This window comes from Streptomyces sp. NPDC051020 (assembly GCF_040683105.1).
In the GTDB taxonomy this organism is placed as follows: Bacteria; Actinomycetota; Actinomycetes; order Streptomycetales; family Streptomycetaceae; genus Streptomyces.
Map to the genome: position 1 here is coordinate 1 of NZ_JBFBCG010000088.1, position 26403 is coordinate 26403.

At 68.6% G+C, this 26403-nt stretch carries 22 protein-coding genes and 3 pseudogenes; 11 read left to right on the forward strand and 14 right to left on the reverse strand.

The window, feature by feature from the left end; all coding sequences use genetic code 11:
• Positions 1–85: 85 nt before the first annotated feature.
• The 4 genes and pseudogenes from AB0N06_RS32035 to AB0N06_RS32050 form a co-directional block, all read left to right on the forward strand.
• Positions 86–286 (forward strand): annotated as a pseudogene (locus tag AB0N06_RS32035) (urease accessory protein UreG); the annotation flags it as partial.
• Positions 283–1146, forward strand: a complete 864-nt coding sequence (locus AB0N06_RS32040; RefSeq protein WP_366138205.1) for an urease accessory protein UreD — start codon at positions 283–285, stop codon at positions 1144–1146. The pseudogene AB0N06_RS32035 and the gene AB0N06_RS32040, both read left to right, overlap by 4 nt.
• 407 nt (positions 1147–1553) lie before the next feature.
• On the forward strand, positions 1554–2384 hold the full coding sequence (locus AB0N06_RS32045) for an alpha/beta hydrolase (protein ID WP_366138206.1): 831 nt from the start codon (positions 1554–1556) through the stop codon (positions 2382–2384).
• A 118-nt stretch (positions 2385–2502) separates the two neighbouring features.
• A complete protein-coding gene (locus AB0N06_RS32050; RefSeq protein WP_366138207.1) occupies positions 2503–3300 on the forward strand; it encodes a helix-turn-helix domain-containing protein in 798 nt (265 codons plus the stop codon).
• A 518-nt stretch (positions 3301–3818) separates the two neighbouring features.
• Here the strand turns inward: AB0N06_RS32050 and AB0N06_RS32055 are convergent.
• Both AB0N06_RS32055 and AB0N06_RS32060 read right to left on the reverse strand, forming a co-directional pair.
• Entirely contained in the window at positions 3819–4241 is a 423-nt protein-coding gene (locus AB0N06_RS32055; protein ID WP_366138208.1) for a hypothetical protein, read from the reverse strand.
• 103 nt (positions 4242–4344) lie between these two features.
• Positions 4345–4515 carry a hypothetical protein gene (locus tag AB0N06_RS32060; protein ID WP_366138226.1) on the reverse strand — a complete coding sequence of 57 codons (171 nt, stop codon included), beginning with the start codon at positions 4513–4515 and terminating at the stop codon, positions 4345–4347.
• Between the two features lie 203 nt (positions 4516–4718).
• Between AB0N06_RS32060 and AB0N06_RS32065 the strand changes: the two genes are divergently transcribed.
• Positions 4719–5570, forward strand: coding sequence for an NmrA/HSCARG family protein (locus AB0N06_RS32065; RefSeq protein WP_366138209.1), 852 nt, complete (start codon positions 4719–4721; stop codon positions 5568–5570).
• A 125-nt stretch (positions 5571–5695) separates the two neighbouring features.
• On the opposite strand, the gene AB0N06_RS32070 is transcribed toward AB0N06_RS32065, so the two are convergent.
• The 3 genes and pseudogenes from AB0N06_RS32070 to AB0N06_RS32080 all read right to left on the reverse strand — a co-directional run.
• The gene (locus AB0N06_RS32070) at positions 5696–7753 is read right to left on the reverse strand and encodes a phosphocholine-specific phospholipase C (protein WP_366138210.1); all 2058 of its coding nucleotides are present in this window, start codon (positions 7751–7753) and stop codon (positions 5696–5698) included.
• 487 nt (positions 7754–8240) lie between these two features.
• Complete coding sequence (locus AB0N06_RS32075) at positions 8241–9065, reverse strand: SAM-dependent methyltransferase (protein ID WP_366138211.1); 825 nt, start codon at positions 9063–9065, stop codon at positions 8241–8243.
• A 556-nt stretch (positions 9066–9621) separates the two neighbouring features.
• A pseudogene (locus AB0N06_RS32080) lies at positions 9622–9672 on the reverse strand (hypothetical protein); the annotation flags it as partial.
• A 100-nt stretch (positions 9673–9772) separates the two neighbouring features.
• Here AB0N06_RS32080 and AB0N06_RS32085 point away from each other — a divergent pair.
• Entirely contained in the window at positions 9773–10870 is a 1098-nt protein-coding gene (locus AB0N06_RS32085; protein ID WP_366138212.1) for a hypothetical protein, read from the forward strand.
• Positions 10871–10910: 40 nt separating this feature from the next.
• Here the strand turns inward: AB0N06_RS32085 and AB0N06_RS32090 are convergent, their stop codons facing one another.
• A complete protein-coding gene (locus AB0N06_RS32090) occupies positions 10911–11363 on the reverse strand; it encodes a YbhB/YbcL family Raf kinase inhibitor-like protein (protein WP_366138213.1) in 453 nt (150 codons plus the stop codon).
• Positions 11364–11474: 111 nt separating this feature from the next.
• Between AB0N06_RS32090 and AB0N06_RS32095 the strand changes: the two genes are divergently transcribed.
• Complete coding sequence (locus tag AB0N06_RS32095) at positions 11475–12026, forward strand: nucleoside-triphosphatase (RefSeq protein WP_366138214.1); 552 nt, start codon at positions 11475–11477, stop codon at positions 12024–12026.
• A 6-nt stretch (positions 12027–12032) separates the two neighbouring features.
• Here AB0N06_RS32095 and AB0N06_RS32100 read toward each other — a convergent pair whose 3' ends face one another.
• Entirely contained in the window at positions 12033–12230 is a 198-nt protein-coding gene (locus tag AB0N06_RS32100) for a hypothetical protein (protein ID WP_366138215.1), read from the reverse strand.
• 260 nt (positions 12231–12490) lie between these two features.
• On the opposite strand from AB0N06_RS32100, the gene AB0N06_RS32105 reads away from it, so the two are divergent.
• Positions 12491–13336: a polysaccharide deacetylase family protein gene (locus AB0N06_RS32105; protein WP_366138216.1), complete on the forward strand. Its 846-nt coding sequence runs from the start codon at positions 12491–12493 to the stop codon at positions 13334–13336.
• 247 nt (positions 13337–13583) lie between these two features.
• Here the strand turns inward: AB0N06_RS32105 and AB0N06_RS32110 are convergent, their stop codons facing one another.
• Entirely contained in the window at positions 13584–14213 is a 630-nt protein-coding gene (locus AB0N06_RS32110) for an alpha-ketoglutarate-dependent dioxygenase AlkB (RefSeq protein WP_366138217.1), read from the reverse strand.
• Between the two features lie 365 nt (positions 14214–14578).
• Between AB0N06_RS32110 and AB0N06_RS32115 the strand changes: the two genes are divergently transcribed.
• The 3 genes from AB0N06_RS32115 (at position 14579) to AB0N06_RS32125 (ending at position 19698) form a co-directional block, all read left to right on the forward strand.
• The gene (locus tag AB0N06_RS32115; protein WP_366138218.1) at positions 14579–17125 is read left to right on the forward strand and encodes an ATP-dependent Clp protease ATP-binding subunit; all 2547 of its coding nucleotides are present in this window, start codon (positions 14579–14581) and stop codon (positions 17123–17125) included.
• A 215-nt stretch (positions 17126–17340) separates the two neighbouring features.
• Entirely contained in the window at positions 17341–18666 is a 1326-nt protein-coding gene (locus tag AB0N06_RS32120; RefSeq protein WP_366138219.1) for a geranylgeranyl reductase family protein, read from the forward strand.
• A 285-nt stretch (positions 18667–18951) separates the two neighbouring features.
• Complete coding sequence (locus AB0N06_RS32125; protein ID WP_366138220.1) at positions 18952–19698, forward strand: DUF4118 domain-containing protein; 747 nt, start codon at positions 18952–18954, stop codon at positions 19696–19698.
• Here the strand turns inward: AB0N06_RS32125 and kdpC are convergent.
• From kdpC to AB0N06_RS32155, 6 genes and pseudogenes are all read right to left on the reverse strand, one after another.
• Positions 19679–20347, reverse strand: coding sequence for a potassium-transporting ATPase subunit KdpC (gene kdpC / locus AB0N06_RS32130; protein WP_366138221.1), 669 nt, complete (start codon positions 20345–20347; stop codon positions 19679–19681). The genes AB0N06_RS32125 and kdpC overlap by 20 nt on opposite strands.
• Before the next feature lie 32 nt (positions 20348–20379).
• Entirely contained in the window at positions 20380–22509 is a 2130-nt protein-coding gene (gene kdpB / locus AB0N06_RS32135; RefSeq protein ID WP_366138222.1) for a potassium-transporting ATPase subunit KdpB, read from the reverse strand.
• A complete protein-coding gene (gene kdpA / locus AB0N06_RS32140) occupies positions 22509–24173 on the reverse strand; it encodes a potassium-transporting ATPase subunit KdpA (protein WP_366138223.1) in 1665 nt (554 codons plus the stop codon). The genes kdpB and kdpA overlap by 1 nt, the downstream gene beginning before the upstream one ends.
• A 12-nt stretch (positions 24174–24185) precedes the next feature.
• On the reverse strand, positions 24186–24275 hold the full coding sequence (kdpF, locus tag AB0N06_RS32145) for a K(+)-transporting ATPase subunit F (RefSeq protein ID WP_366138224.1): 90 nt from the start codon (positions 24273–24275) through the stop codon (positions 24186–24188).
• A gap of 603 nt (positions 24276–24878) precedes the next feature.
• Positions 24879–25886 carry a MerR family transcriptional regulator gene (locus AB0N06_RS32150; RefSeq protein WP_366138225.1) on the reverse strand — a complete coding sequence of 336 codons (1008 nt, stop codon included), beginning with the start codon at positions 25884–25886 and terminating at the stop codon, positions 24879–24881.
• 3 nt (positions 25887–25889) lie between these two features.
• Positions 25890–26403 (reverse strand): annotated as a pseudogene (locus tag AB0N06_RS32155) (hypothetical protein); the annotation flags it as partial.

Genomic DNA, 26403 nt, shown 5'->3' on the forward strand with positions numbered 1-26403 from the left:
ACTGGACCACCGGCCCCCTCGACCGCACCCGCCACAGCCGGCTCGAACGACTCAACTACCGACTCTCCGCCTGAACGAATTGGGCAGCAGAGTCCTCGTGGTCAACAAAACCGACCTCGCGCCGTATGTCGGAGCTGACCTGGACATCATGGCGGCCGACGCGAAGAAGCAGCGCGGCGCTCTGCCGGTCGCATTCACCAGCCTCGCCTCGACCGACGGGATCCGTCCGGTCGCCGACTGGGTCACCGGGTGTCTTACCGCGTGGCGTGCCGGGGCCGCCGCGTGACCGGCACCACGCAACTCCCGGACGAAGCGCCCTGTGCGGTTCAGGCGCACACGCCCTGCACCCAGCCGACCGGCCCTCACCCCACCGGCGTCCGCGCCACGGCCCGTATCCGAGCCGCCCACAACGGCCGCGCCACGACGCTCCCGCTCCTGCACAGCGACGGTCCCTTCCACCTGCGCCGGCTGCGAACCCGCGACGGGCAGGCGCGGGTCAGCGTGATCGGGGCCATGAGCGCACCGCTCGGCGGGGACCGCCTCGCACTCGACATCGCGGCCGAAGCGCGAGCCGAACTGGAGGTGACCACGGCAGCCGCCACCATCGCCCTGCGCGGCTCCACCACCGCCCCCGCAACCTACGACGTCCGGCTCACCGTCGGCGAGAACGCATCCCTGAACTGGCTGCCAGAGCCGTTGATCAGCACCCGAGGCAGCACCCTGCACCAGTCCTACACCGTGGAACTCACCTCCACCTCCCGCCTGCTGTTGCGGGAGGAACAGCTCCTCGGCCGCGCAGCGGAGCCCCCCGGTCATCTCTCCACCCGCCTGACAGTGCGGCGCGACGGCCGACTGCTCCTTGACCAGCACACCGCCTACGGTGGCCCCGCGCCGGCATGGGACGGCCCGGCAGTCCTGGGCGGGCACCACACGGCCGGACAACTCCTCGTCGTGCACCCCCAGCTAGCTGCAGACCAGAAGCCGTTTCTCATCGGTGACGACCCAGAGGAGGGATGCGCCGTCCTCGCCCCTCTCGCCTACGGGCCAGCGCTGCTGGCCACCGCCGTCGCACCCACACCAGCCCACCTACGCCGCATCCTCGACACGGCTCTCGCGCACGTCGTGATCGCGCAGGAGTCGGTATAGGCGAGATTCAGGAGTCGGTGTAGGCGAGATTGGTGCAGCTCAACCGGCACTCCCCATCGTTAGTCCCGTCCTCCGCAGGAAGTCCGGCGTCGAGCCGCGCCTTGCGGTGAAGTGCTCAGTCGCTCGCCCCTTCGCTGACATCAGCCGCGTAGGCGGCCCAGTCCCCGGCTGCTTGTCGGTCTACCGCCCAGGGCGCGTACGGACGCTCGTGGTTTGCCGACGAGAGTCATTGATTCCGGCCTCGGGCGGTGTCGACGACCGCCCCAATGCTGGAACTCGATCGTCGGGCAGGACTGTGGAGAGAGGTCCGGCTTGCGAGCGTTCGCTGAAGCGGAGTCCGGCGGTCGTCAACTCCACGACGACATACGTACAAGACCGACCGTCGGCAGCCCATGCATCATCCCCGCATGGGTGAATACGACATTGAGCACTCGCATGGGATGCACGTGGTCCACGACGGCCCGCGGCAGGCGCCCCCGCTGTTGCTCATCCACGGATCAGCGGCCTCGGGCGCCACTTGGAGCCCGCTGGTCCCGACACTCGCCAGCCACCATCACGTCATCCGGGTCGACCTCCCGGGCTGCGGCCAGTCCCCGCCCGCGCCGTCGTACGACGTGCCCGTGCAGGCGGGCCGGGTGGCGGCAGTGCTCGACGACCTCGGCCTCCACCCCGCCGCCGTGGTCGGGCACTCCAGCGGCGGCTACGTCGCCACCGCGCTTGCCGAACAGCGCCCCGACCTGGTGAGATCGCTCGCGCTGATCAGCTCCGGCCCGAGTCCCGATGCACTCCTTCCGCAGCCATTCCTCCTTCGGGTCCTGTTGGCCCCGCCTCTCGGCCCGCTCCTGTGGGCGAGGCGTTCGGACGCGATGATCCGCAGGGGGATCAGCGTGACGGCCGCTCGCCCGGTGGATGTCCCGGACGACTTGGTCGCCGACTTGCGGCGCATCACGTACCGCACGACCAGGACGGTGCTGCGCTGCAACGGCGCCTACATCGCCGAGCGGAGCGTGCCCGAGCGCCTCACCGCCCTCGAAGTGCCACTGCTGGTGATCTTCGGCACTGCGGACCCTCGCTGGAAACCGTCGTCGGCGCATCAGTACGACGCGGTGCCGAACGCGCGAGTCGAGCTGCTGCCCGGCGTCGGGCACATGGCCATGTTCGAAGAGCCTGAGAGGACCAGCGAACTGCTGCTGGACTTCACGGCAACGGGCGCTGACACCCCGCCCGTGCATCCCTGAGACCAAGTGCCGGTCGCGGCACTAGACTGGTCAGGTGTTGTCGACGGGGGTACCACCCGACTGGACGGGCGTGGACGTCGCAATCCCGCGCCCGTCAGTTCGCCTGCCGGGGATCAGCATGGCCGGGTTCCGCCAATGTGCCCCCGTACCCGTGGACATCGCCATGGTCGCGCACCCCTCTGTCACCCTTCTCGTCGACCTGAGCGAGGGAGAAGGCCTCGTCTACGACACGCATGACCGGCACGGGCGCGGCAGTGTCGTCGTCGGACTTCTCCCCGGCGATCTTCGGGCAGGTGGCCGGGTGGGTGAGTGCCTCCAGATTCGACTGGAGCCGGTTGTGGCGGCTGCGGTGCTCGGTGCATCGACCGAGCTCAGCGGGACGGTGGTATCCCTTGATGATGTCTGGGGCTGCGACGCCGAGCGAGCCGAGGACAGGCTGCGCGCCGCCGACTCGTGGGACGAACGATTCACGATCGCGGTGGACATCCTCGGCCGGAGGCTGGGTCCCCAACCCCGCGTCGATCCGGAGGTCGCCTACACCTGGCGGCGGACGCTCAGCCGCCGGGGGCGGGTGCGGGTCGACCGCCTGGCGGACGAGGTCGGCTGGAGCCGCAAGCGCCTGTCGGCCCGCTTCCGATCACAGCTCGGCATCACACCCAAACGGGCCGCCCGACTGGTGCGGTTCGACCACGCCGCCCACCTTCTCGCCGCGGGTCACAACGCCGCCGGCGTTGCCGCCGAGAGCGGCTACGTCGACCAACCCCACCTCCACCGCGAGGTCAAATCGTTCACCGGGCTTACGCCCACGGCCGTGGCCGTCGCGCCGTGGCTCGCGATTGACGACGTTGCATGGCCGGCTTCATCGCCAACCCGGAGCCCTGTGGCGGGTGACGAACGCATCCCCGACCTCAGCTGAGGACACCGGTCCCTCGTGGGGCCTCGGTGCCGCGCTGGGCGGTGGGTACGGGTGTGCCTCTCGGAGGTTCAGGAGGGATTCGGCCGCCCACGCGCCGCGCTGTGCCGAGGGGAGCACGCCCATCACGAGGTCGCCTTCCCCGCGGCCCGGGACGGTGCGAACCTCGACCTCGGCGGGGCAGGCAGGTCTGCCGCTCAACCGCCTCCGTGATGGCAAGGGCCGACTGACGCCGGCATGCGCTATGATTGATCTTGGAAGTTCGCCGCAACTCACGGCGACTGACGCTGCGTTGGTGGTCCAAGGAAAGGCGCCCCGCTTCCTGCGGGGAAATGCAGGTGCAAGGCCTGCCCAGCGCTCGCTCACGAAGCCCTTCTCCCGACGGGGGAAGGGCTTCGTCACGTTCCCCGCGCGCTCCGGAAAACTTCCGCGCGGCCTTCACCCACGAAGACCCCACAACAGCGACCGCGGGCGCGCGGCACCGTGCGTGCAGCGCACCTCTGCCGCGGTGGGAGCGGTTCTCAGCGGACCGTCACGTCGAAGGCCGACGACGCCGTGGCGCCACTCACGATGCGCAGGTCGTTCTTGCCCTTCAGTCCGAGTTTGACGCCGAGCGAGTAGGAGCCGTCCCGCGAGATGCTCGTGGACGCGGGCAGGCTGACCCACTTGCCGTGCTGCTCCTGCTGAAGGATCACCTTGCTGCCTGCCTTGAGACCGGTGGTCTGGCCCGTGACCCGGAACAGCTGCCAGGCACGGACGGAGGACACCGACGGCTTGGCCGTGATGCCGGCCCCGGCGGGCACGGTCTTCTGGGGGACGGCAACCGGGGTTGCGGTGTGTGCGGCCGGGGTTGCTGCCATCGCGGTGCCCGCGAGGGCGAGGGAAGCCGCGCCGAGGACACCGACGACAGCTGTGCGCAGGGAGCGCCGCTTCGAGACCATCATAGATCTGCCCCTTTCTATGGTGAGAACAGCCTTTCGCACCAAAGGGCACCTACGTGCCGATTGGCGTAGTCACTAGAAACGACGACACAGCGGAGGCAGACGTTCATCGGGTCTTTGTCGCTGTCTTGTAACAGCCGAGCGGGACCGGGGGCGATGACGCCAGGAGCAGCTTGGCGGTGCCGCGAAACCACGTTGACGCATTGAGCACGACTACCGCGGAATGAAGCAGGCCCTGGGCCTGGCCCACTTCGACCGTGAAGATGCCGAACTGCATGGGTCCCTCTTCTTCCGGCCATCGTGTGCGGTGGGGAACGCTGGGCGCCGGGTGCACGACCGTCATGACTGTCCGCGCACCGGGACGTGCCCTCCAGTGCCCTTCTCCCGCGCGTCGGCGCCGTGCACCTTCGCCCGGCACGGATGATGACCGCTGGGGGCGGCTACAGATCCGGTGCCCTCTACTGGGAGAGGAGTTCTTCGATGGCTGATGAACCGGTATTGGTGCTTGCGGCAACCGGTGGACAGGGCAGGGCCGTGATCGACGCGCTGCTGGCCCGCGGGGCCCGGATCAGGGCGCTGGTCCGCGACCCCGGCCGCAGTGCCGCGCGGAAACTGGCCGACCGAGACGTCGACGTGGTGGCGGGGTCCCTGAGCGAACCCGGGTCGCTCGCCGCGGCCATGCAGGGGGTGGCCGGTGTCTTCGCGTTCACCACACCCTTCGAGGCCGGTGTCGAGGCGGAGGTGGGCCAGGGGCGTGCCATCCTCTCCGCCGCGGCGCAGGAGCGCGTCCCGCATCTCGTGTTCAGCTCGGTCGCCGGGGCTGACCAGGACAGCGGCGTACCGCACTTCGAGAGCAAGGCGCGCATCGAGGCGGAACTGACCGCGGGTGATGTGCCGTACACGATCCTGGGACCGACGTACTTCTTCGACAACGCACTCGGCGGAGCGGAACGCATCCTCGACGGTGTTCTCGATCTGCCGCTGCCGCCCGATCGGCCGTTGCAGCAGCTCGCCCGCCCCGACCTCGGCGCGTTCGCGGCGGAAGTGCTGCTCAATCCTGCTCCGTATGTCGGGCGGCGTATCGAACTGGCCTCCGACGCCCCCACTCCGGCGCAGATGGCGGCTGCGCTCGGTGCCGTGCTGGGACGGGAAGTCCGCCATGAGCGCGTACCACTGACGGCCATCGGCAATCCGGACATGCATGCGATGTGGACGTTCCTGAATGGCCCCGGCTACCGCGTCGACATCCCCGCACTCCACGATGCTCACCCGGAGATCCGCTGGACCGGCTTCGCCGACTGGGCGGACCGCACCTGGGCGACAGCCCGCTGAAGCGGGCGTCCACCTCTGGTCGGCTCGCCGGGCAGCGAGCACGAGCTCGCCCGGCGAGCCCTACCGCCCCCTGGAGCGCACGAATTCACGCGATGTGGCGAACAGGCCGCGCCGGCACGCCCTCTTCAGCCTGCCATCAGGGCCGGATCGCTCGTACCCGCCTCGCCCGTCTCGACGTGTCCGGCAAAGCGGCGCAGGAACGTGGAATCCGTGTCGGAGACCACCGAGATGTCGTACCAGCGGCTGCTCCCCCGTAGGTCCACCGAGTGGTTCACGGTCGCGCCCGCCCGCACCGTGAACGTCTGGACAGAACCGCTGTAGGCGTCGCTCAGCGTCACATGAGCGTCTCCAGAACCAGTATGAGTCATCGTCAGGTCGAGATTCCCATTGGTGGCGTTGTGGCGGGCGGTCACCTCGGGCCCTGCCGCTTTGCCGGGTCCCTTGAAGGTACGAAGGAATCCGTTCGGACCGTACACGCTGAGGTTGGTCACTCCGTTCGAATAGGCCGTGTTCCAGGTGTCGAAGAGCGACTTTCCGGCCTCGGCGGTGTATGTCCACGGTCCGTCGGTACGGTTCGCGGACGTCACCAGGAACTGCGCCCCGGCCGCGGCACCGCCGCTGAAGGTCAGGGTGTACTTTCCGGTCGCCGGATTCGCCGAACCGTCCACGAACGGCGCGTACAGCAGCGGCCGGGTGGGCCGGGAACCCGGTTCCTGTCTGGGAACGCTACCGACGGCGGGCGGCACGGGCACGTAGTCGGGATGCCGGTTGCGGTCCGGCGGCACGTACCCGTCGGTGGAGGGGAGGGCGACGGGGGCGGTATCCGTACGGCGGAAGTCGAACGCGGAGGTAAGGTCACCGCAGATGGCGCGTCGCCAGGGCGAGATGTTCGGTTCCCTCACCCCGAAGCGTCGCTCCATGAACCGGATGATCGAGGTGTGGTCGAAGACCTCGGAGCACGAGAACCCTCCGGTGCTCCACGGCGAGACGATCAGCATCGGAACGCGCTGCCCCAGACCGTACGGGCCAGCGGCGTATCTGATGTTGCCCGCAAACCAGTCGGCGGATGTCGCCACGGTGGACAGCCCCTGCGCGGCCCCGGACGGCGGGTACGGCGGCACGATGTGATCGAAGAATCCGTCGTTCTCGTCGTACGTGATGAACAGGGCTGTGCTGCCCCATACCTCCGGGTTGGACGTCAGCGCGTCCAGTACCTGCGCGATGTACCAGGCACCGTAATTCGCAGGCCAGTTGGGATGCTCAGTGAAGGCTTCCGGGGCGGCGATCCAGGAGATCTTCGGAAGGACCCCGGCCTTCACATCGGCCCTCAGCCTGTCGAAGAGCCCGTCGCCGTTCTTGGCGTCAGTGCCGGTGCGAGCCTTGTCGTAAAGCGGGTCGCCGGGCTTGGCCTTTCGGTAATTGTTGAAGTACAGCAGCGAGTTGTCGCCGTAGTTCCCCCGGTACGCGTCGCTGATCCATCCCCAGGACCCTGCGGCATCGAGCCCGTCACCGATGTCCTGGTAGATCTTCCAGGACACCCCGGCCTGCTCCAGCCGTTCGGGGTAGGTCGTCCACCCGTACCCCGCTTCTTCGTTCCCGAGCACGGGGCCGCCGCCGGTGCCGTCGTTGCCGGTGTATCCCGTCCACATGTAGTAGCGGTTCGGATCCGTTGAGCCGATGAAGGAGCAGTGGTATGCGTCGCAGACGGTGAACGCGTCGGCGAGGGCGTAGTGGAACGGTATGTCCTCGCGGGTGAGGTAGGCCATCGTCGTCGCCGACTTGGCGGGCACCCACGTGTCGTACGCGCCCTTGTTGAACGCCCGGTGGCCGCCCGCCCAGTCGTGGTTGAGGTCCTGGATGAACTGGAGTCCGAGGTTGTCGGCCGTCGGCCGGAACGGCAGCACGTCCTTGGTTCCGGACGACTGGTGCCACACCGGTTTACCGCTGGGCAATGTCACCGGACGTGGGTCACCGAAGCCGCGTACACCCCTCAGTGTGCCGAAGTAGTGGTCGAACGAGCGGTTCTCCTGCATCAGCACGACGATGTGCTCGACGTCCTCGAGGGTGCCAGTGGCGCCCTTCGCCGGGAGGGAGGCAGCGCGGGCGATGCTGTTCGACAGCATGGTGAAGGCGGCTGCGCCTCCGGCGAGTTGCATGAAGCGACGTCGGTCGAGCTCAGCCATGGATGAGGACCTCTGTGGGGTGAGGAGTTGTGGGGGCGAATGCGACTGGAGTGTTACAGAGCCCGCCGGGCTGCGAAAGACCGACGCGATGTGGACAGGGTGGCGATCCGCCGAACAGCAGTTGGCGGGCTGGCGCACGACCGGCGTGGCGGGCGCGGCCGCGGTGGCCCGTCCGACCCTGCTCCTCCGGACAGGCCGGAGGGCCGCCCGGACGGTTCGGACGGCCCTCGGTTTCTCTTCGATATGCGTCAACCGTGCAGCGGCACACCGATGGTGGCGCGCCATGCGCTTCGTTTCCGGCGACAGGGCGGCAATCCGGTTGCCGAGCTCCTCGCCGACGGAGTATTTGTCCTTCCCGCCCAGAAATCAGTCGTACACCCGGACGGGGTGCAGCCTGGTGGTGTCGATCAGGTGCGCACTGGACTCGTACTCTGTCATATGGCCTTCTCCCCGGCTCTGATCAGTCGACGACAGTGCCCGCGCCGAGTCACTCCTTGACGCCGATTCCACCAAAGGCATCGACGTCGGCGGAAACGGTCGCGCTCTCGGCGTCGGGCCGCCACTCGCTGAGCCGGACAAAGCCCGGGTCGAGGATTCGCAGCCCGTCGAAGAGAGTGACGATCTCGCTCGGCTCGCGGACGTAATAAGGCACTGCGCCGCTCTCGATGTATGCCTTCTCTGCGGCGATCATGCCCTCGCTGGTACGCGTGCCGTCGTACACCACGAGGTGGCTGCCGGACGGCAGGCCCGCCATCAGCCGGCCCACCACCTCTCGCGCCCGCGAGAAGTCGCCCGCGTGACCGAGTATGCCGAGCAGCATCAGGGCCACAGGCCGGTCGAAGTCGAGTGTCTTCGCGGCCTCGGCAAGGATGGCGTCCGGCTCGTAGAAGTCGGCATCGATGTAGTCGGTGGCTCCCTCGGGTGAGCTGGTGAGCAGGGCACGAGCGTGCGCGAGGACGAGCGGGTCGTTGTCCACGTACACGATGCGTGACTCGGGGGCGATGCCCTGAGCCACCTGGTGTGTGTTGTCCGCAGTGGGCAGGCCGGTCCCGATGTCCAGGAACTGCCGGACACCCTGATCCTCCACCAGGTGACTCACCGAGCGGCGCAGGAACTGCCGTCCCGCTACCGCTACGTCAACAAGGCCCGGGAAGAACTCTTTGATCTGGTCGCCGATCTCACGGTCGACCTCGTAGTTGTCGTTGCCGCCGACGAAATAGTTCCAGAAGCGGGCGGAGTGCGGCCTGGTTGTGTCGATCGGTTCCGACATCGGCCTGGCGAGCCGACTGACGGACGGCTGCTGCTCACTCATGAAGACCTCCAAGCCCCACAAACGATCAAACGACGGCCACAACTTACCTGTACGTTCATGTTGTTGCGGCTGGTTCCGGACACTGGTGGCACAGTTCAGTTCCCCGCGCGGCAGCGCGGCACCTGCCCCTGTTTCCCCCTTCGATGTCGATCCCCAGGGATCTCTCGAGGTTGTCCCCCTGAAGTCGGGGGAAGATGCCCGCGACGTGCAGCCCGGCCAAGCAGATGGTCGCCGTCTCCCGCCCCGGCCACCCGCCGAGGGCTCGCCCGCCATTCACGGCCTCGTCCCCACCCTTGGCCAGCCCGGGCACCGCTGCGTCGACGGCGACATCTGGTGCTCGCACGGCGATCCGGAGCGGATCGGCGCTTGTCTGGTGCCGAAGGAGCGCCGGAGCAGTTCGCACGAGCGGAAGGGCTGGTCGCTGCTGGTGGCGTCGTGCCGACTGGCCAGGACGCGACGGCCATCGGTCGGGTGGTGCTGGACAAGATCAAGATGCGCGACGCCACTGCGCCGGAGGAGTACCGAAGCGCCTGCTGAAGGCGGCTTCGGAGGTGTAGCCGACCTCGCGAGCGATCGCGCTGACCGGTTGCTGCGTGCTGCGCAGCAGGGTGGCGACGACCTCCGGGCGGCATTCGGCGAGGTGGGCCGCTGGGGAGCGGCGGCGGGCGCATCATCGAAGGTGTGGAGACCATCGACGAGGAGTGGCGATGAGGCTGTCGTTCCTTGAGCCCCTCTACGCGGAGCCGGGCCCGTACGTCTCCGTGTACCTGGACACCTCCCGAGACGTCGACCATCCCGAGCGGGCGATCGCGCTGCGCTGGCGGCGACTGCGCGAGAGCCTGTCCCGTCAGGGCGCGGACCGGTCTCTGCTGAACGCGCTGGAGGAGGTCGTCGGCGCCGACACAGAGGTGCCGGGGGTGCACGGGCAGGCCGTCTTCGCCGCCCACGGCACGCTCGTCCTGGACGGGGAGCTTCCGAGCCCGCCCGAGCACGACTCCGCGCGCTACAGCACCCTGCCGGACGCGATGCCCCTGGTCACCCAGCACGTGCCAGAGATCCCCTACATGGCCGTGGTCGTCCACTACGGCGGCCTTCCGACCGCCGCCACCCACGGCTGGGTGACGCTCGAGGCGGAGACCGGCACCTGGCCCGCGTCCACCGTCACTCCTGGTGAGCGGCTGCACCGCAGGGTCGCGGTGGCGACCTGGCACCGCGCCTCCGTCCGGCTCGGCCACCGGCTGGACGAGCGGGCGCGGCGCGCTCATACCGACGCCGTCGTCGTGGGCGGGGACGAGTGGGCGTGCAACGTACTGATCCGCCGTCTGCCGCACACCTTGCGGGACAAGGTCGTGCGCGTGGGCGGCCCCACCCCCACCGACACCGGACGCGCCCTGCTGGAGCCACAGCTCGACGGCGTCTTCCGCGGCCGCATGGCCGCGCACGACTGGGAACTCGTGGATATCTTCATCAGCCGGCGTGCCCTGGACGGGCCCCTGACGGAGGGGCTGGCCGCCACCGTCGCCGCCCTCCAGCGGGGTCAGGTCGCGGTGCTGCTGCTGAACCGGCCGCCCGACTCCTCGCTGCGGCTCTGGGTCGGCTCCCGGCCCGCCCAGCTCGCTCTGACCGAGGCGGAGCTGGTGTCCTTCGGTGTGCGGGCCCCGCGCGAGGAGCGCGCCGACGAGGCCCTCGTCCGGGCCCTCGTCGGCACCGGTGCCGAGCTGGTCGTCGTACCGGAGAGTGCGCTGAGGCTGTACGAGGGCGTGGGCGCCCTGCTGCGGTACACCGACGCGAGTACCCCGTCCTGACGCCGACGCGCTCTGCTGCCCGGAGCACCGGCTGATGCGCTCAGCGCTGATAGGTCCCGACCAGGGTGCCGGAGGCCAGCTCCCGGCCCTTCAGGGCACGGTGCACGTCCTCGGCACCCGGGTGTCCGTGCAGCGGCAGCGGCTCGGACAGGGCGTACAGGCGGAAGAAGTAACGGTGCGGCCCGTGCCCCGGGGGCGGCATCGGCCCTCCCCAGCCCATGCGCCCGAAGCCGTTGGGCCACGGCAGGCCGCCCTGGGGCTTCTGCCCCTCCGCCGCCCCGGTGGTCCCCGGATCGATGCCGGTCACCAGCCAGTGCAGAAAGGTCGTCCCCGGCGCGTCCGGGTCCTCGCACAGGAGCACCAGCTCCGTGGCCTCGTGGGGCACCCCCGACCAGGTCAGGGGCGGCGAGATGTTCTCTCCCTCCCCGCTGTACCGACGGGGGATCACCGTATGGTCGTCGAACGCGGTGCTGCTGAGTTCAATTCCGCTCATGCGCGCCGCCATACCCGCAAGGACGGCACCGCCACCGGTCCGCCACCGCAAAGCCCCCGTTCGGCCGAGCCCGACCGGCCCGCCTCCACCAGGCGGGGTGAGGATGGCTGTGTGCCGACAAGGATCCTGCTCGAGGCCCGCCCTGGCGTGGGCAAGACAACCGCCCTGCGCCGACTGGCTGCGCTGCTGCCCACCCGCGCAGCCACCGGCTTCACCACGCAGGAGATCAGGCAGTCCGGCGCCCGCGTCGGTTTCGCCCTGGAGACCCTGGCGGGTCGACGGCAGGTGCTCGCCCATGTCGACCTGCCCGGTCCGCCGAGAGTGGGGAAGTACGGGGTCGACCTGGACGTCATGGAACGACTGGCGCTGCCGTCGCTGCGGCCGGCGGCGACCGACGAGGCGCCAGGCCGACTGGTGCTCATCGACGAGCTGGGCCGGATGGAACTGGCGTGCACGGCGTTCCGCGACGCGGTCGAGGCGCTGTTCGCGGCAGAGGTCGACGTCGTCGCTACGGTCCACGCACACCGTGACCCGTTCACCGACGCCCTCAAGCGACGTACCGACATCGATGTCGTCCACCTCACGCCGGCCAACCGGGACGCCCTGCCCGGGGAGCTCGCGTCCCGACTGCAGCAGCCCGGGGCGCACGAAGGGCCTAGATGATCGATTTCAAGGGTATGTGCCGTAGGCGGTCAGTGAGCGCAGGACGGGCTGTCCAGCCCGGTCGTTGTGCCCGCTGGCGGTGGTCGGCGTGAGCATGCGCTGCATGACGCGGGCGACGACGTCGGCGGGTGTGCGGCCGTGGCGCTGTTCGAGGTTGAGCCGGCCCTTGACCTTCCGTGCCAGGCAGACCCGGGTCCTCGTCATCACCTGGCGGGAGGTGGCCCACGCCGAACTGCCCGAACTCCCTGGCCCGCAGCCGACTTGATCGCCCGCCGGTCCACCGATGGCGCTTCGAGCCGCTGGAGGTCCGTCAGCGGGACTCACGTCCCGGACACTGTCCCGATCTTCGTCCGCCGACCCACTGAACCCCCTTTCACCTCACACCGACCTGCGGGAACGCCGCGGCCGATTCTTCCGTCAAGCAGGAGGCCATAGAAGATATGTACGGGACTTGAGGTTCTCAAGTGGACAAGAAAATCGCGGGACTGGCGTTCACCGGCATCCTGCTCATATCGGGCTGCTCGGCAGGCTCCCAGGCGGCAGAGCCTGCCGCTTCGAGCTCCGTTCGCGCGCCGGCGGCGTCCCCCCGGGCGGAAGACACAGCGCCCGTCGCAGGCACCGCGCACGACGCCGCGGCCTTCCGCACCTGGGGCCTCAAGCCTCTCGCCGCACCGCCCGCCCCGCCGAAGGTCAAGCCGGTAAAACGCCGGGCGGGCGAACCGGTGCCGGTCATCAGTGACATACCCACCAAAGACAAAATCGTCTTCATCACCTTCGACGACGGCGCCGAGAAAGACCCCGGGTTCGTGAAAATGATGCGCGAACTGAAGGTCCCCTTCACGATGTTCCTGACCGACTCGGCCATCAGCGCCGACTACGGCTACTTCAAGCCGCTGCAGCAACTCGGGAACCCGATTCAGAACCACACTCTGACCCACCCCAACCTGCCCACCGAGAGCGCGGCCGCGCAGCGCGAGGAGATCTGCGGCCAGCAGACCAGGCTCGGCAAGGAGTACGGAACCGTCCCGCGTCTGCTGCGACCGCCCTACGGCAACTGGAACGAGAGCACTCGCAGCGCCGCGGGACAGTGCGGAGTCGAGGCGATCGTGCTCTGGCGCGAGTCCATGCAGATCACCAACATGCGATACCAGCGTGCCGACAAGAAACTCCACCCCGGCGACATCATCCTGGCCCACTTCCGTGGCCCCGAAGAGCTCAAGGGACACTCGATGACCGAGATGACGGCGAACATGCTGCGCCACATCCAGGAACAGGGCTTCACGGTGGCACGTCTGGAGGACTACATCTGACGCACAGACAGGTCATTTCCGAGGTCGTCGCCACCGTATCGCGCGTCGACGGTGCACTGGATCACTGACCTGCGGTCCGGGGCGGCTACCCGGCACTTCTCCGCACCAGCCCCACGATGACGGCATCCAGCTGCCCTGACGGCACGTCCGGGTGTCGTCGCCGAGACTCTGGCGGACCGCGGCGTCACCTACGCAGCGGTGGAACCGAGGTGGGGGCGGAAGCGTACGCACCCTTGGCCGGGAGCGGTCACTGCACCCCGTGCGGCCGAAACTGGATGCTGATGCGCCCTCCCGCGGCCCGCGAGGTCTTGGGGACGGCGTGCTCCCAGGTCCGCTGGCAGGAACCGCCCATCACGATCAGGTCGCCGTGTCCGAGCGGCCGCCGGACGACATCGCCGCCGCGGCGCGGGCGCAGCAGCAGGTCGCGGGGCGCTCCCACGGAGAGGATGGCGACCATCGTGTCCTCGCGGGCGCCCCTGCCGATGCGGTCTCCGTGCCAGGCCACGCTGTCGTGCCCGTCGCGGTAGTAACACAGGCCGGCTGTTGTGAAGGGTTCACCGAGCTCGGCAGCGTAGTGCGTGGAGAGTGCCTGCCGCGCCTCGTCGAGGACGGGGTGCGGCAGCGCTTCGCCGGCGCGGTAGAAGGCGAGCAGGCGCGGGACGTCCACGACCCGCTCGTACATCTGCCGTCGCTCGGCCTTCCAGGGAACGTCCGTGGCCAGCTGTTCGAACAGAGAGTCGGCGCCACTCAGCCAGCCCGGCAGGAGGTCGATCCAGGCGCCGTCGCCGAGCCCTGTTCGGCGGAGGCCGTCCAGTGGGCATAGAAACGCCTCGTCGCTCTGATCGAACAGAGACCCCTGGAGCTGGTGCGATGCCATACCTGCAGCCTACCCAAAATCGAACACGTGCGCTATTGGTAAAGGTCCCGCGCTTCCGCCACCCATGGACGCCTCGGCGTTGCGGGTGGGCGCGGCGTAGAGGCCGGCCAGCCCGGGGACTGTCCCGGCAGACACCGGCCCTCCCGTGCGCCGGGAATAGCGGATCAATGCGCGGCGTGCACCGCCGCGGCCCCGCTCCCCCCTGGTCACGCGTACCGACACGTAGCGCCCATATCGTCTAAATTAGTGCAAGTGGGGTTGTGGCTGTCTGTGGTCACGCCGGACTTGCGGGACTGCGTCAACACGGCTGCACGTGTACTGAGACAGCGTGACCCGGTCCGGCCGGGCCACGGGGACGGATAGCCATGACCGACGGCCAACAGGGTCCAGAAGACCACGGTCCGGACCCCCTCGGAGACTTCCTCTCGCACTTTCTCGGCACCGGACAGGATGGGGAGCCGCCCGACCCGCGGCGTATCGACTTCAGCCGTATGTTGAGCGGTCCCGCACGGCAGCTCGTCACCGTCGCAGCGTCCTATGCCGCCCGGCACGGGAGTACCGACCTCGACACGGAGCACCTCCTGCGGGCCGCGCTCACCACCGAGCCGACTCGTCGCCTGGTCTCGCGAGCGGGCGCCGATCCCGACGCGCTCGCCGCCGAGATCGACCGGCAGGCCGGGGAAGGGCCACGAAGCCACTTCATCGCCGTCACGCCGGCGGTCAAGCGCGCTCTGCTCGACGCCCATGAGATCGCGCGCTCCACCGGGGCCTCCTACATCGGCCCGGAACACGTGCTGGCGGCACTCGCCGCCAACCGCGACTCCACAGCGGGGCAAATGCTCAACGCCGCGCACTTCTCGCCGCCCCCCGGCGCCCGGGACGGCCACGGGCCCGTGCCCGGCAGCGCCGGCCAGCGTACCGGCCCCGGCGAGCGGAACACCCCCAACCTGGACAAGTTCGGCCGCGACCTCACCGACCTGGCCCGGGAGGGCCGTATTGACCCGGTCATCGGCCGTGACGAGGAGATCGAGCAGACCATTGAGATCCTCGCCCGTCGAGGCAAGAACAATCCCGTCATGATCGGCGAAGCCGGAGTGGGCAAGACCGCCATTGTCGAGGGACTGGCCCAGCGCATCGCGGACAGCGACGTGCCGGACATCCTGCTCGATCGGCGTGTCATCCAGCTCGACCTCTCAGGAGTCGTTGCCGGTACCCGCTTCCGTGGGGACTTCGAGGAACGGCTCAACGGCCTCATCGAGGAAATCCGCGCCCACTCGGGCGAGCTGATCGTCTTCATCGACGAGCTGCACACCGTCGTCGGGGCGGGCGGCGGCTCCGAAGGCGGCCCGATGGACGCGAGCAATATGCTCAAGCCCGCCCTTGCCCGCGGCGACCTCCATGTCGTGGGGGCCAGCACGCTCGAGGAGTACCGCCGCTACATCGAGAAGGACGCCGGGCTTGCCCGCAGGTTCCAGCCGGTTCTGGTGCCCGAGCCCAGCTCGGCGGACGCCGTCGAGATCCTCCGCGGTCTCCAGGACCGCTACGAAGCCCATCACCAGGTTCGCTACACCGATGAGGCGCTGCTCGCCGCCGTCGAGCTGTCCGACCGCTACCTCACCGACTTCCATCTGCCCGACAAGGCGATCGACCTCATGGACCAGGCCGGCGCCCGGGTCCGGCTGCGCTCCTCCACCCGCGGCACCGACATCCGCGCCCTGGAACGCGAAGTGGAGCAACTCACACGGGACAAGGACCAGGCCGTCGCCGCCGAGCAGTACGAGCGGGCGACCGAGCTTCGCGACCGGCTCGCCGACCTCGAACAGCGGATCGACCAGGCAAACCACGCGCCGCAGCCGCGCAGCCATGTCGCCGAGGTCAGCGTCGAAGACATCGCCGACATCGTGTCCCGCCGGACCGGAATTCCCGTCAGCAGCCTCACCCAGGAGGAGCGGGACCGACTGCTGAACCTGGAGCAACATCTGCACCAGCGCGTCATCGGGCAGGACGAAGCGGTGACCGCCGTCGCCGACGCCGTCCTGCGCTCGCGAGCCGGCCTGGCCGACCCCGGTCGCCCGATCGGGAGCTTCCTCTTCCTCGGTCCCACCGGCGTCGGCAAGACCGAACTCGCCCGCGCGCTCGCGGAGGCACTCTTCGGCAGCGAGGACCGGATGATCCGCCTCGACATGAGCGAGTACCAGGAACGGCACACCGTCAGCCGCCTGGTCGGCGCTCCCCCCGGCTACGTCGGCCACGAGGAGGCCGGACAGTTCACCGAAGCGGTACGCAGGAACCCCTACTCGCTGCTGCTCCTGGACGAGATCGAGAAGGCGCACCCCGACGTCTTCAACATCCTGCTGCAGGTGCTCGACGACGGGCGGCTCACCGACTCCCAGGGCCGCACCATCGACTTCAAGAACACCGTCATCGTCATGACCAGCAACCTCGGTTCGCAGGCCATCACTGGTCGCGGCGGCGCGATGGGCTTCGGCGCCGGCTCCGCGGACACCGACGAGCAGGCTCGCCGCGAGCGGGTGCTGCGCCCACTGCGCGAACACTTCCGGCCGGAGTTCCTCAACCGCATCGACGAGATCGTGATCTTCCGCCAACTCGCCGACCAGCAGCTACGACAGATCACCAACATGCTGCTGGACGACTCCAGGCGCCGGCTCCGCGCCCAGGACGTCACCGTGGAGGTCACCCTGGACGCCGTCGAATGGCTCGCCCAACGCGGCTACCAGCCCGAATACGGCGCCCGCCCGTTGCGCCGTACGATCCAGCGTGAGGTCGACAATCGGCTCTCCCGCATGCTGCTCGACGGCAGCCTGCAGCCCCACAGCCGCCTCCGGATCGACGTCGCCAACGGCGAGCTGACCATCCACAAAGAGGAAGAACCACCGCGCCCCGCGACCTGACCCGAGCGGCGTCCCGGACAGCTCGCCCATACCCGTCACCTCAGGACACGTGCGCCGTCGGTACAGCGCAGCCCCACGCACACGGCCGCAACGGCCCCGGCGAAGCAGCCCGCCGGACATCCGGCCATGTTCCGCACCGGCTCGTCCTGATCGATGATGACGTACCGGGCTGCCGTCCTCGGTACGCCACCGGCTGTCCCAGGAAGGGGTTTCCTATGCGGGAAACGACGCCAGCGCAGTCCCCGTCGGCCGACCGCTCCGTCCACGGCTCGAACGAAGAAGCCGATGTGATCGTGGTGGGGGCGGGGCCTGCGGGCTCGTCCGCGGCCTTCCACCTCGCCAAGGCAGGCATCGATGTCCTGCTCCTGGAAAAGGCCCACTTTCCCCGGGAAAAGGTGTGCGGAGACGGCTTGACCCCGCGAGCGGTGCACCAGCTCATCCGGATGGGCATCGACATCAAGGCACCGGGGTGGACGCGTTCACGCGGTATGCGATGGGTGGCCGGTGAGCACCAGGTGCACATCGACTGGCCCGCCCTGGGGCGCTACCCGGACTTCGGGCTCTCGCGCAGCCGGCATGACTTCGACAACATCCTGGCCCGCCACGCCGTTGCTGCCGGAGCACGGTTGCGCAACGGGGTGAAGGTGACCCAGCCCGTGACCGACCGCGCGGGCCGCATCACCGGCGTCACCGCCACGGCCGGAGCGAAGGAGCCGGTGGTCTTCCACGCACCGATCGTCATCGCCGCCGACGGCGCCTCCGCCCGCTTGGCCCTCGCCATGGGCCTGGAGCGGGACAAGAGCAGGCAGATCGCGACAGCCGCCCGCCGCTATTACCGCAGCCCAGAACGGTCTCAAGAGGAGTACCTGGAGTTGTGGGCCGATCTCCGCTACCCGGGGAGCGATCACTACATGCCGGGATACGGTTGGATCTTTCCCATGGGAGACGGCCGCGTCAACGTGGGGCTCGGTGCGCTGCCTCACCGGCGGCACGGAATCGCGGACCTGCGGACCACGTTGGACCAATGGCTGGCCCGTACTCCTCACGCCTGGGGGCTGCATGAGGAGAACGCCGAGGGCCCTGTCCGGAGCGCGGCGCTGCCCCTGGGTTTCAACCGTCACCCCCTCTACACTCGGGGGCTCCTCCTCGTCGGCGACTCCGGAGGCATGATCAGCCCCTGGAACGGGGAGGGCATTGGCCAGGCCATGGAAGCCGGCGAAGTCGCAGCCGACAGCGCTGCGCTCGCACTCGCCCTTCCCCCGGGCCCCGGGCGGGAGCGAGTGCTGCACAGCTACCCTGTCGAGATGAACCGCCGTTGGGGGCGCTACTACCGTCTCGGCAACGCGGCCGCCGACGTCGTCTTCAGCCGTGCGGGCTTCCAACCGATCCTCAATCGGTACGTCATGGGATCGCCGTTTCTGCTCAATACCCTGGCCCGGATGCTCACCAACCTCACGGACAAGCCCTCGCACGACGTGATCGACCATGTACTCAACGCCGTCGTCCGTCTGGTCCCGTCGCCGCATGTGCGCAGACGCTGAACGGTCCGCCAGCCCGGGGTGCGGCACGGCTGCGGGAGGACCAGTGGCAGGCGGTGGCGGCTCCGGCGGAGGAGCGCCGGCGTGCCCTGGTGGTCGGGACCGCCCTCGGCTTCTCGGGACTGCAAGGGGCCGCCCCCTTGGTGCTCCCCGTGTTGCCGGCCACCCTGTCCGCGACGCGCACGGCCGACAGGCCGGTAGTCACCCAATCAAGGTTGCGTCAAAGCGGGACGGAACGGAACGCGCGAGCCGCCACCTGTGACTACAACTGAGGTGGAGGTGAACCCCATGCTTCCGTACCTCTCCCGGGACCGGGTGGCGCTCGTGGCGGCTGTGGCTCTGCCGCCGGTCGTGTGCGCGGTGCTGGTGCCTTTCCGGGCCAGCATGTCCAACACCAACGCGGCTCTGGTGCTCGTCGTCGCCGTGGTGGGCGTGGCGGCACTGGGCCATCGCCTCGCCGGCGTGCTCACCGCGCTGTCCGCGGCAGTGTGGTTCGACTTCTTCCTCACCCGCCCCTACGAACAGTTCGCGATCACCAAGTCCGCCGACATCACCACTGCCGTGCTGCTCCTCGTCGTCGGCGTCGTCGTCTCCCAACTTGCGGCCCGCGCCCGGGAACTGAAGGTGATCGCCATCACCGACGACGACTACCTGGCTCAGATCCACCACACCGCTCGCCTTGTCGAGACCGCCACCGACCCGCACACCGTGATCGACCACGTGCGTGGGCAGCTGGTGGGGCTGCTCGGCCTGAGCGGCTGCCGCTTCGAATACGGCACCCTCATCGGACACCCGCCCAGTCTGAGGGAGGACGGCGGCATCTCCTGGGGCCGCCGGCGCTGGGACGTCGACCACAACGGGCTGCCGGGCGAGGAGCTGGAACTGCGCGTCTTCCACAACGGGCGCTTCTACGGCAGGTACATGCTCCAGGCCGCGCCCGGGGCCGCCCCGCCGCTGGCCGCCCGCCTTGTCGCGGTGACCTTGGCCAACCAGGTCGGAACGGCACTCGGCACCATCAGCCACGTGCGCGCTTGAGACCCAGGAGCGCCGAATCCCCCAGCCCGGCCAGTGCGTGGTTGAGTTCGACGACGTTGACGCGCCGCTCCCCCAGAAAGCCCAGCACACGTTCCTGGACGTGCTCGATGACCAGTCTCCTTACCCGGGCGGGGGCGACGTGACGGGCCTTCGCGACGCGGTTGACCTGCTCGTAGGCGTACGCCGGGGAGATCGCCGGGTCGAGACCGGAGCCACTGGTGGTGACGGCGTCCGCAGGGACGGACGCCGGTGGGACGCCGTCGAGCGCGGCGACAGCGGCGCGACGGTCCCGGACAGCCCTGATCAGTTCCGTGCTGTTCGGGCCGAGGTTGGAAGCGCCGGAGCTCATGGGGTCGTACTCATCAGCGGACGGGCGGGGCTGGAACCATGCGGGGTCCGGGCGCAGCGCCTCGTTCGGGTCACGGGGGTTCTTCTTCGGCAGGGCGAAGTTCTGGCCGATCAGGCTGGAGGCCACGGGTCTGCCGTTCGTGGTGAGCAGCGAGCCATTGGCCTGGTGGGAGAGGCCGGCCTGAGCGATGCCGGTGACGAGCAAGGGATACGCGAGTCCCGTGATCACAGTGAACACGAGCAGCATCCGTAGGGCCGCCAGATGGTGACGGAGTGCGGCGGGAAGGGCGGTGGGCGCCATGAGATCACCTTGTTGTCTCGTCGGGCCGTTCGTCAGCGCAGGCCGGGAATGAACTGGATGACAAGGTCGAGCAGTTTGATGCCGACGAACGGCATGACCAGGCCGCCGAGCCCGTACATCCAGATGTTGCGGCTGAGCAGTTGGGAGGCGGAGGAAGGCCGGTAGCGCACGCCACGCAGCGCCAGCGGGATCAACGCGATGATGATGAGTGCGTTGAAGACGATTGCGGAGGCGATCGCCGACGTGGGGCTGTGCAGACGCATGATGTTGAGCCGGTCGAGACCCGGGTAGACGCTCGCGAACATCGCGGGGATGATCGCGAAGTACTTCGCGACGTCGTTGGCGATGGAGAAGGTCGTCAACGCACCTCTGGTGATGAGGAGTTGCTTGCCGATCTGGACGATCTCGATGAGCTTCGTCGGGTTGGAGTCGAGATCAACCATGTTCCCGGCCTCCTTCGCAGCCGACGTGCCGGTGTTCATCGCCACACCCACGTCGGCCTGGGCGAGGGCCGGGGCGTCGTTCGTGCCGTCGCCGGTCATGGCGACGAGTTTCCCGCCCTCCTGTTCACGCCGGATCAGGGCCATCTTGTCCTCGGGTGTCGCTTCCGCGAGGAAGTCGTCCACGCCGGCTTCCTCAGCGATGGCGCGTGCGGTGAGCGGGTTGTCCCCAGTGATCATGATGGTCCTGATGCCCATGCGCCGTAGTTCGTCGAAGCGTTCACGCATGCCTGCCTTGACGACGTCCTTGAGGTGGATGACACCCAGCACGCGAGCGGTCTGCGTACCCTCGCCCCGGGAGACAATGCCGACCACCAGCGGGGTTCCGCCGCTCGCGGAGATACCGTCGACGATCTGGCCGACGTCGGCGGTGGGATGGCCTCCGTTGTCACGGACCCAGCGCATCACCGCGGTCGCGGCGCCTTTGCGCAGTGAACGGTTCTCTTGTGGATCATTGAGGTCGACTCCGCTCATCCGGCTCTGCGCAGTGAACGGGACGAACTCGGCCTGGTCCAGTTCGCCCTCGCTGCGCCCGCGCAGTGCGTACTGCTGCTTGGCGAGAACGACGATCGAGCGGCCCTCGGGTGTCTCGTCGGCGAGGGAGGCCAACTGGGCGGCGTCCGCGAGTTCGTCGACGCTCACCCCGTGCACGGGCAGGAATTCGGCGGCCTGGCGGTTGCCGAGGGTGATGGTTCCGGTCTTGTCGAGGAGGAGCGTGTTGACGTCGCCTGCGGCCTCCACGGCGCGTCCGGACATCGCGAGCACATTGCGCTGAACGAGCCGGTCCATGCCGGCGATACCGATCGCGGAGAGCAGCGCGCCGATGGTCGTCGGGATCAGTGCCACGACGAGGGCGACGAGGATGACAATGGTCTGCTCGGCCCCCGCGAAGATGGCGAAGGGCTGCAGGGTCACCACGGCGATCAGGAAGACGATCGTGAGGGAAGCCAGGAGGATGTTCAGCGCGATCTCGTTCGGCGTCTTCTGGCGGGCAGCCCCCTCGACAAGGGCGATCATCCGGTCGATGAAGGTCTCCCCCGGCTTCGAGGTGATCTTCACTACGATCCGGTCCGAGAGCACCTTCGTACCGCCCGTGACCGCCGACCGATCGCCGCCCGACTCGCGGATCACCGGCGCCGACTCGCCTGTGATGGCCGATTCGTCGATGCTCGCGATGCCCTCCACCACATCGCCGTCGCCCGGGATCATCTGCCCGGCTTCGACGACCACGTGGTCACCCACCCGCAGGTCGACGCCCCGCACTTCCTCCTCCGCGGCATCGGTCGCGCCGGCTCGCCAACCGGTGAGGCGCCGAGCCGTCAAAGTGGTCTTGGTGCGGCGCAATGTCTCCGCCTGCGCCTTGCCCCGCCCCTCGGCCACGGCTTCGGCCAGGTTGGCGAACACGGCCGTCAGCCACAGCCCTGCGGTGATCACCCACGCGAAGACGCTGGGGGTTCTGATCGCCGACAGTGTGGTCAGAAGCGCCCCGACCTCCACCACGAACATGACCGGGTTGTGGAACATTGAGCGCGGATCCAACTTGCGCAAGGCATCAGGGAAGGACCTCAACAACTGCCGCGGATCCAGCAGCCCGCCCGGGAGCCGGTCCTGCCGAGGGCCGGCACCCGGCGGGGTGGGAACGGAAGCGACGGTTGTGGACATCAGCGCAGCCCCTCTGCGAGGGGGCCGAGTGCGAGAGCCGGGAAGTAGGTCAGCCCCACGACGATGAGGATCACGCCGGTGAGCAGGCCGACGAATTGCGGACGGTGGGTGGGCAGAGTGCCCGCGGTGACCGGTACGGGTTGTTGGCCGGCGAGCGATCCTGCGAGAGCGAGGACGAACACCATCGGCAGGAACCGGCCGAGCAGCATGACCACGCCGAGCGTGGTGTTGTACCAGACGGTGTTCGCGCTCAGACCGGCGAACGCCGAGCCGTTGTTGTTCGCCGCGGACGTAAAGGCATACAGAACCTCGGAGAAACCGTGTGCCCCAGGGTTGAGCATGGCCGCCCGCTCGCCGGGGAACGCCATGGCCAGGCCCGCTCCTACGAGCACGAGAACGGGTGTGGTCAGGATGTAGAGCGAGGCGAACTTCATCTCCCGGCCGCGGAGTTTCTTGCCCAGGTACTCGGGCGTGCGGCCGACCATCAGCCCGGCGACGAAGACTGCGACGACCGCCAGGATCAGGATTCCGTAGAGGCCGGAGCCGGTACCGCCCGGTGCGATCTCGCCGAGCATCATGTCGAAGATCGTCATTCCCCCGCCGCCCGGCGTGTACGAGTCGTGGGCGGAGTTGACCGCCCCGCACGACGTGAGGGTGGTGGACACCGCGAACAGGGCCGAGGCCCAGATTCCGAACCGTGTCTCCTTGCCCTCCATCATTCCGCCGGCCGCGTGCCCGGCCGTGCTGCTCACGCTGTGGAGCTCATTGGCGGTTGCGACGGCGACGAAGGCAGCCCAGATCACTCCCATCACGGCGAGGATCGCGTAGCCCTGGCGGTGGTCGCCGACCATCGCGCCGAAGGTCCGCGGCAGCGAGAACGAGATCACCAGCATCAAATAGTTCTCGATCAGGTTGGTGAAGGCGTTGGGGTTCTCGAAGGGGTGGGCGGAGTTCGCGTTGTAGAAGCCGCCCCCGTTGGTGCCCAGTTCCTTGATGGCTTCCTGGGAGGCTACGGGACCGCCGGTCAGGCTCTGGTGGCCACCCACGATGGTGGTGATGTCATGGGCGCCATGGAAATTCTGGATGACGCCGGCGGCCACCAGAACAATCGCGAAGACGAATGCGATGGGCAGCAGGAGGCGCAGGACGATCCGGGTCAGGTCCACCCAGAAATTCCCCACACGATCGGTCTTCTTCCTGGTGAAGCCACGGATCAGCGCGGCGACAACGGCAATACCCATGGCCGCGGAGGTGAAGTTCTGCACGGCGAGGCCCGCCATCTGGACCAGGTGGCCCATCGTCGACTCGCCCGAGTACGCCTGCCAGTTGGTGTTGGTGACGAAGGACGCGGCGGTGTTGAACGACAGGCCCGCAGCGACCGGCTTCGTGCCCAGGGAGAGCAGGAAGTGGTTCTGCAGACGCAGGAACCCGTACAGGAACAGCACCGATACGGCGGCGAAGGCCAGAACACTGCGCAGGTAGACCGGCCAGCCCTGGTCGGCGTCGCCGTTCACTCCACCCACCCGGTAGATCAGGCGTTCCGCCCTCCCATGGCGATCTGTGGTCAGGACGCGGGCCATGTAGTCGCCCAACGGGCAAAACGACAGTGCCAGCGCCACCACCAGGGCGATCGCCTGGAGCCAGCCCGAGAGAGTTTCGTTCATCCGGGCGTGTCCCTAGAACTTCTCGGGAAAGATCAGGCAGACGACCAGGTAGATCACCAGACCGACGGCAACGATCAGGCCGACGATGTTCTCGACGCTCACAAGCGTCCAACCCCCTTGGCGGCCAGACCGATGAGGACAAACACCACGACTGTGAGGCCGATGTACGCAACGTCCGACATGTGCTAGGGACCCCGCAGAGTCATCAGGGGCGGCAGGTCCTGTCTCGCCCGCGTATGGGTTATACCCATTTCTGATGCTATATCAGGTACTGCCGGGGTCGCCCTGCCGTCATGCGGGCCGATGGGGTGACGGGCTATTGCGTGAGCAGTCCGGGCAGTTGCGGGTCCCTCGCGCGGGATCCCGTAAATCTGAGATCGCCGAGCGCTCGCGGCCGGCGCGAAGGGCGCGGGCTTGGCGCCGATGCAGGCCGGGCCGGTCGGCGGCGGCTCCACCCCCAGGTGGTGAGCGAGATCCGGTAGATCCACGCGGAGGACTTCGCGATGCCCGCGCACGTGAGGTGGCGCTCGACCGCCGTCGCGTACGACTGTGGTGGGGCGGACAGCGGCACGACCCGGGCGCGCGGCACCCGCAACGCGCCCCCGGACTCTGGTAAAGCCCCCCGTTCGATCGCCCCCGGCCGTGGGCCTGTCGGCGGTGACCAGCGACAACTGAGCCCCACGCACACAGCACCCCAGGAGAGATTCACGATCGTGCATTGCGTAGCTTGAGAATGTATGTCGCAGTAAGCGCAACGGCACGGTCTTCGTCATGTGACAGATCTGCGAGGGCACGTGATGTCGTGATCCCCGGGATGTCCGCGAGCGCCTGTGTCAGCCGTCGACGTGCAGGCGATCCAATGGCGCTGTGGACGAGGCAGTCGACGAGCCCAGTAGCGATCTGATCCGCCAACGCGGGATCGCTCGCCAGCGCGCTCAGTGCATCGGCTGCGTCGGCGTCGTTCCTCTCCTCGACGATCATGTCGATGAGCGTCGGGACCGCGTCGGCTACTCCCCGTGCACCGAGCGCCAGAGCCGCGTACCTGCGGACCACGATGTCTGGGTTGGTGAGGGCGTCCTGCAGCAGTGCGGTCGCCTCACCGTTCGGAATCTCGGCGATGGACTGGACGGCACGTTTCCGCACCTCGGCCGCGGGCGAGCCGAGGCCCTCCGCCAGCAGTGCCAGCCCGCTCTCGCCCGATTGCGCCAGAGCCCAGCGAAGGGCTCCGGCGACGTTCGGGTCCGACTCGCTCAGCACGGCCTCGACCAGTGCTTCCACCGGCACGGGAACTTCCTCGACGGCGGACAGGGCCGCGCGCTGCCGCGTCCCCGCGCTCTTCGATCCCAACGCCTGGAGGAGCGCGACGATCTGGAGGACGTCCTCCCAGCGGGTGGGTTCCGCGGCACCGATCCGACGGAGTCGCGTGAGCAGCTCCGTCTCCGCTGCGATGCGGTCTCGCGTCTGATGGATGAGGTCGTCGACGAGCTCCGAGGGCGCGAAGCCGGGTTCATCGAGCGCGCGCCTGACGTCGCGCAGCGGCAGCCCCAATGACCGCAGGCTCTCGATGTGGAAGACTCGCCGGATGTCCTCGCTGGAGTACACTCGATAGCCAGAATCGGTACGACCCGTTGGCCGCACCAGGCCGAGCGATTCGTAATGCCTGAGCATGCGGGCGCTGACCCCGGACCGTCGCGCGACATCACCGATCAACACTGTCTACCGCCCCTCCTGGCCGAGGGCTGCGATGCGCTTCGCCTCCTCGATCGCGAACTCGAATCCGGCATCCGGGTCGCGCCACAGCCGTTCCGTGGCGATCGCGTGTGCGCGCACGCGAGGGTCGAGATCCGTCGTCGCGGCGCCCAGTGTCGGCAACATCACCTCCCCGAGCGCGATCAGCGCCCGGCTGAGGCTCAGTTGCGTCTCGCGTTCGCCGCGCCCGAGCTGTGTCGCCAAGGCTACGGCCAACTCGTGCTCCTCGCCTTCGGGCACGAGCACGACCGCTGCCCGCCAGGCGCTCCGGGCCACCTCGTCGTCGGCGTCGGACAGCAGCGCCGGTGTGATCGCCGGCCACGCTTGCCGATCCCCGATCTTGGACAGCGTGTGCAACGCCTGGCTTCGTGCCTGCGCACGCTCTGAGAGGTCGTTAAGTCCCTTTCCGGTAGAGGCCCCGTCCGGGCTGGGTGAGGAAGCCTTGGCGGGTGAGGCGTCCGAGGCGGCTGCGGGTGACGTT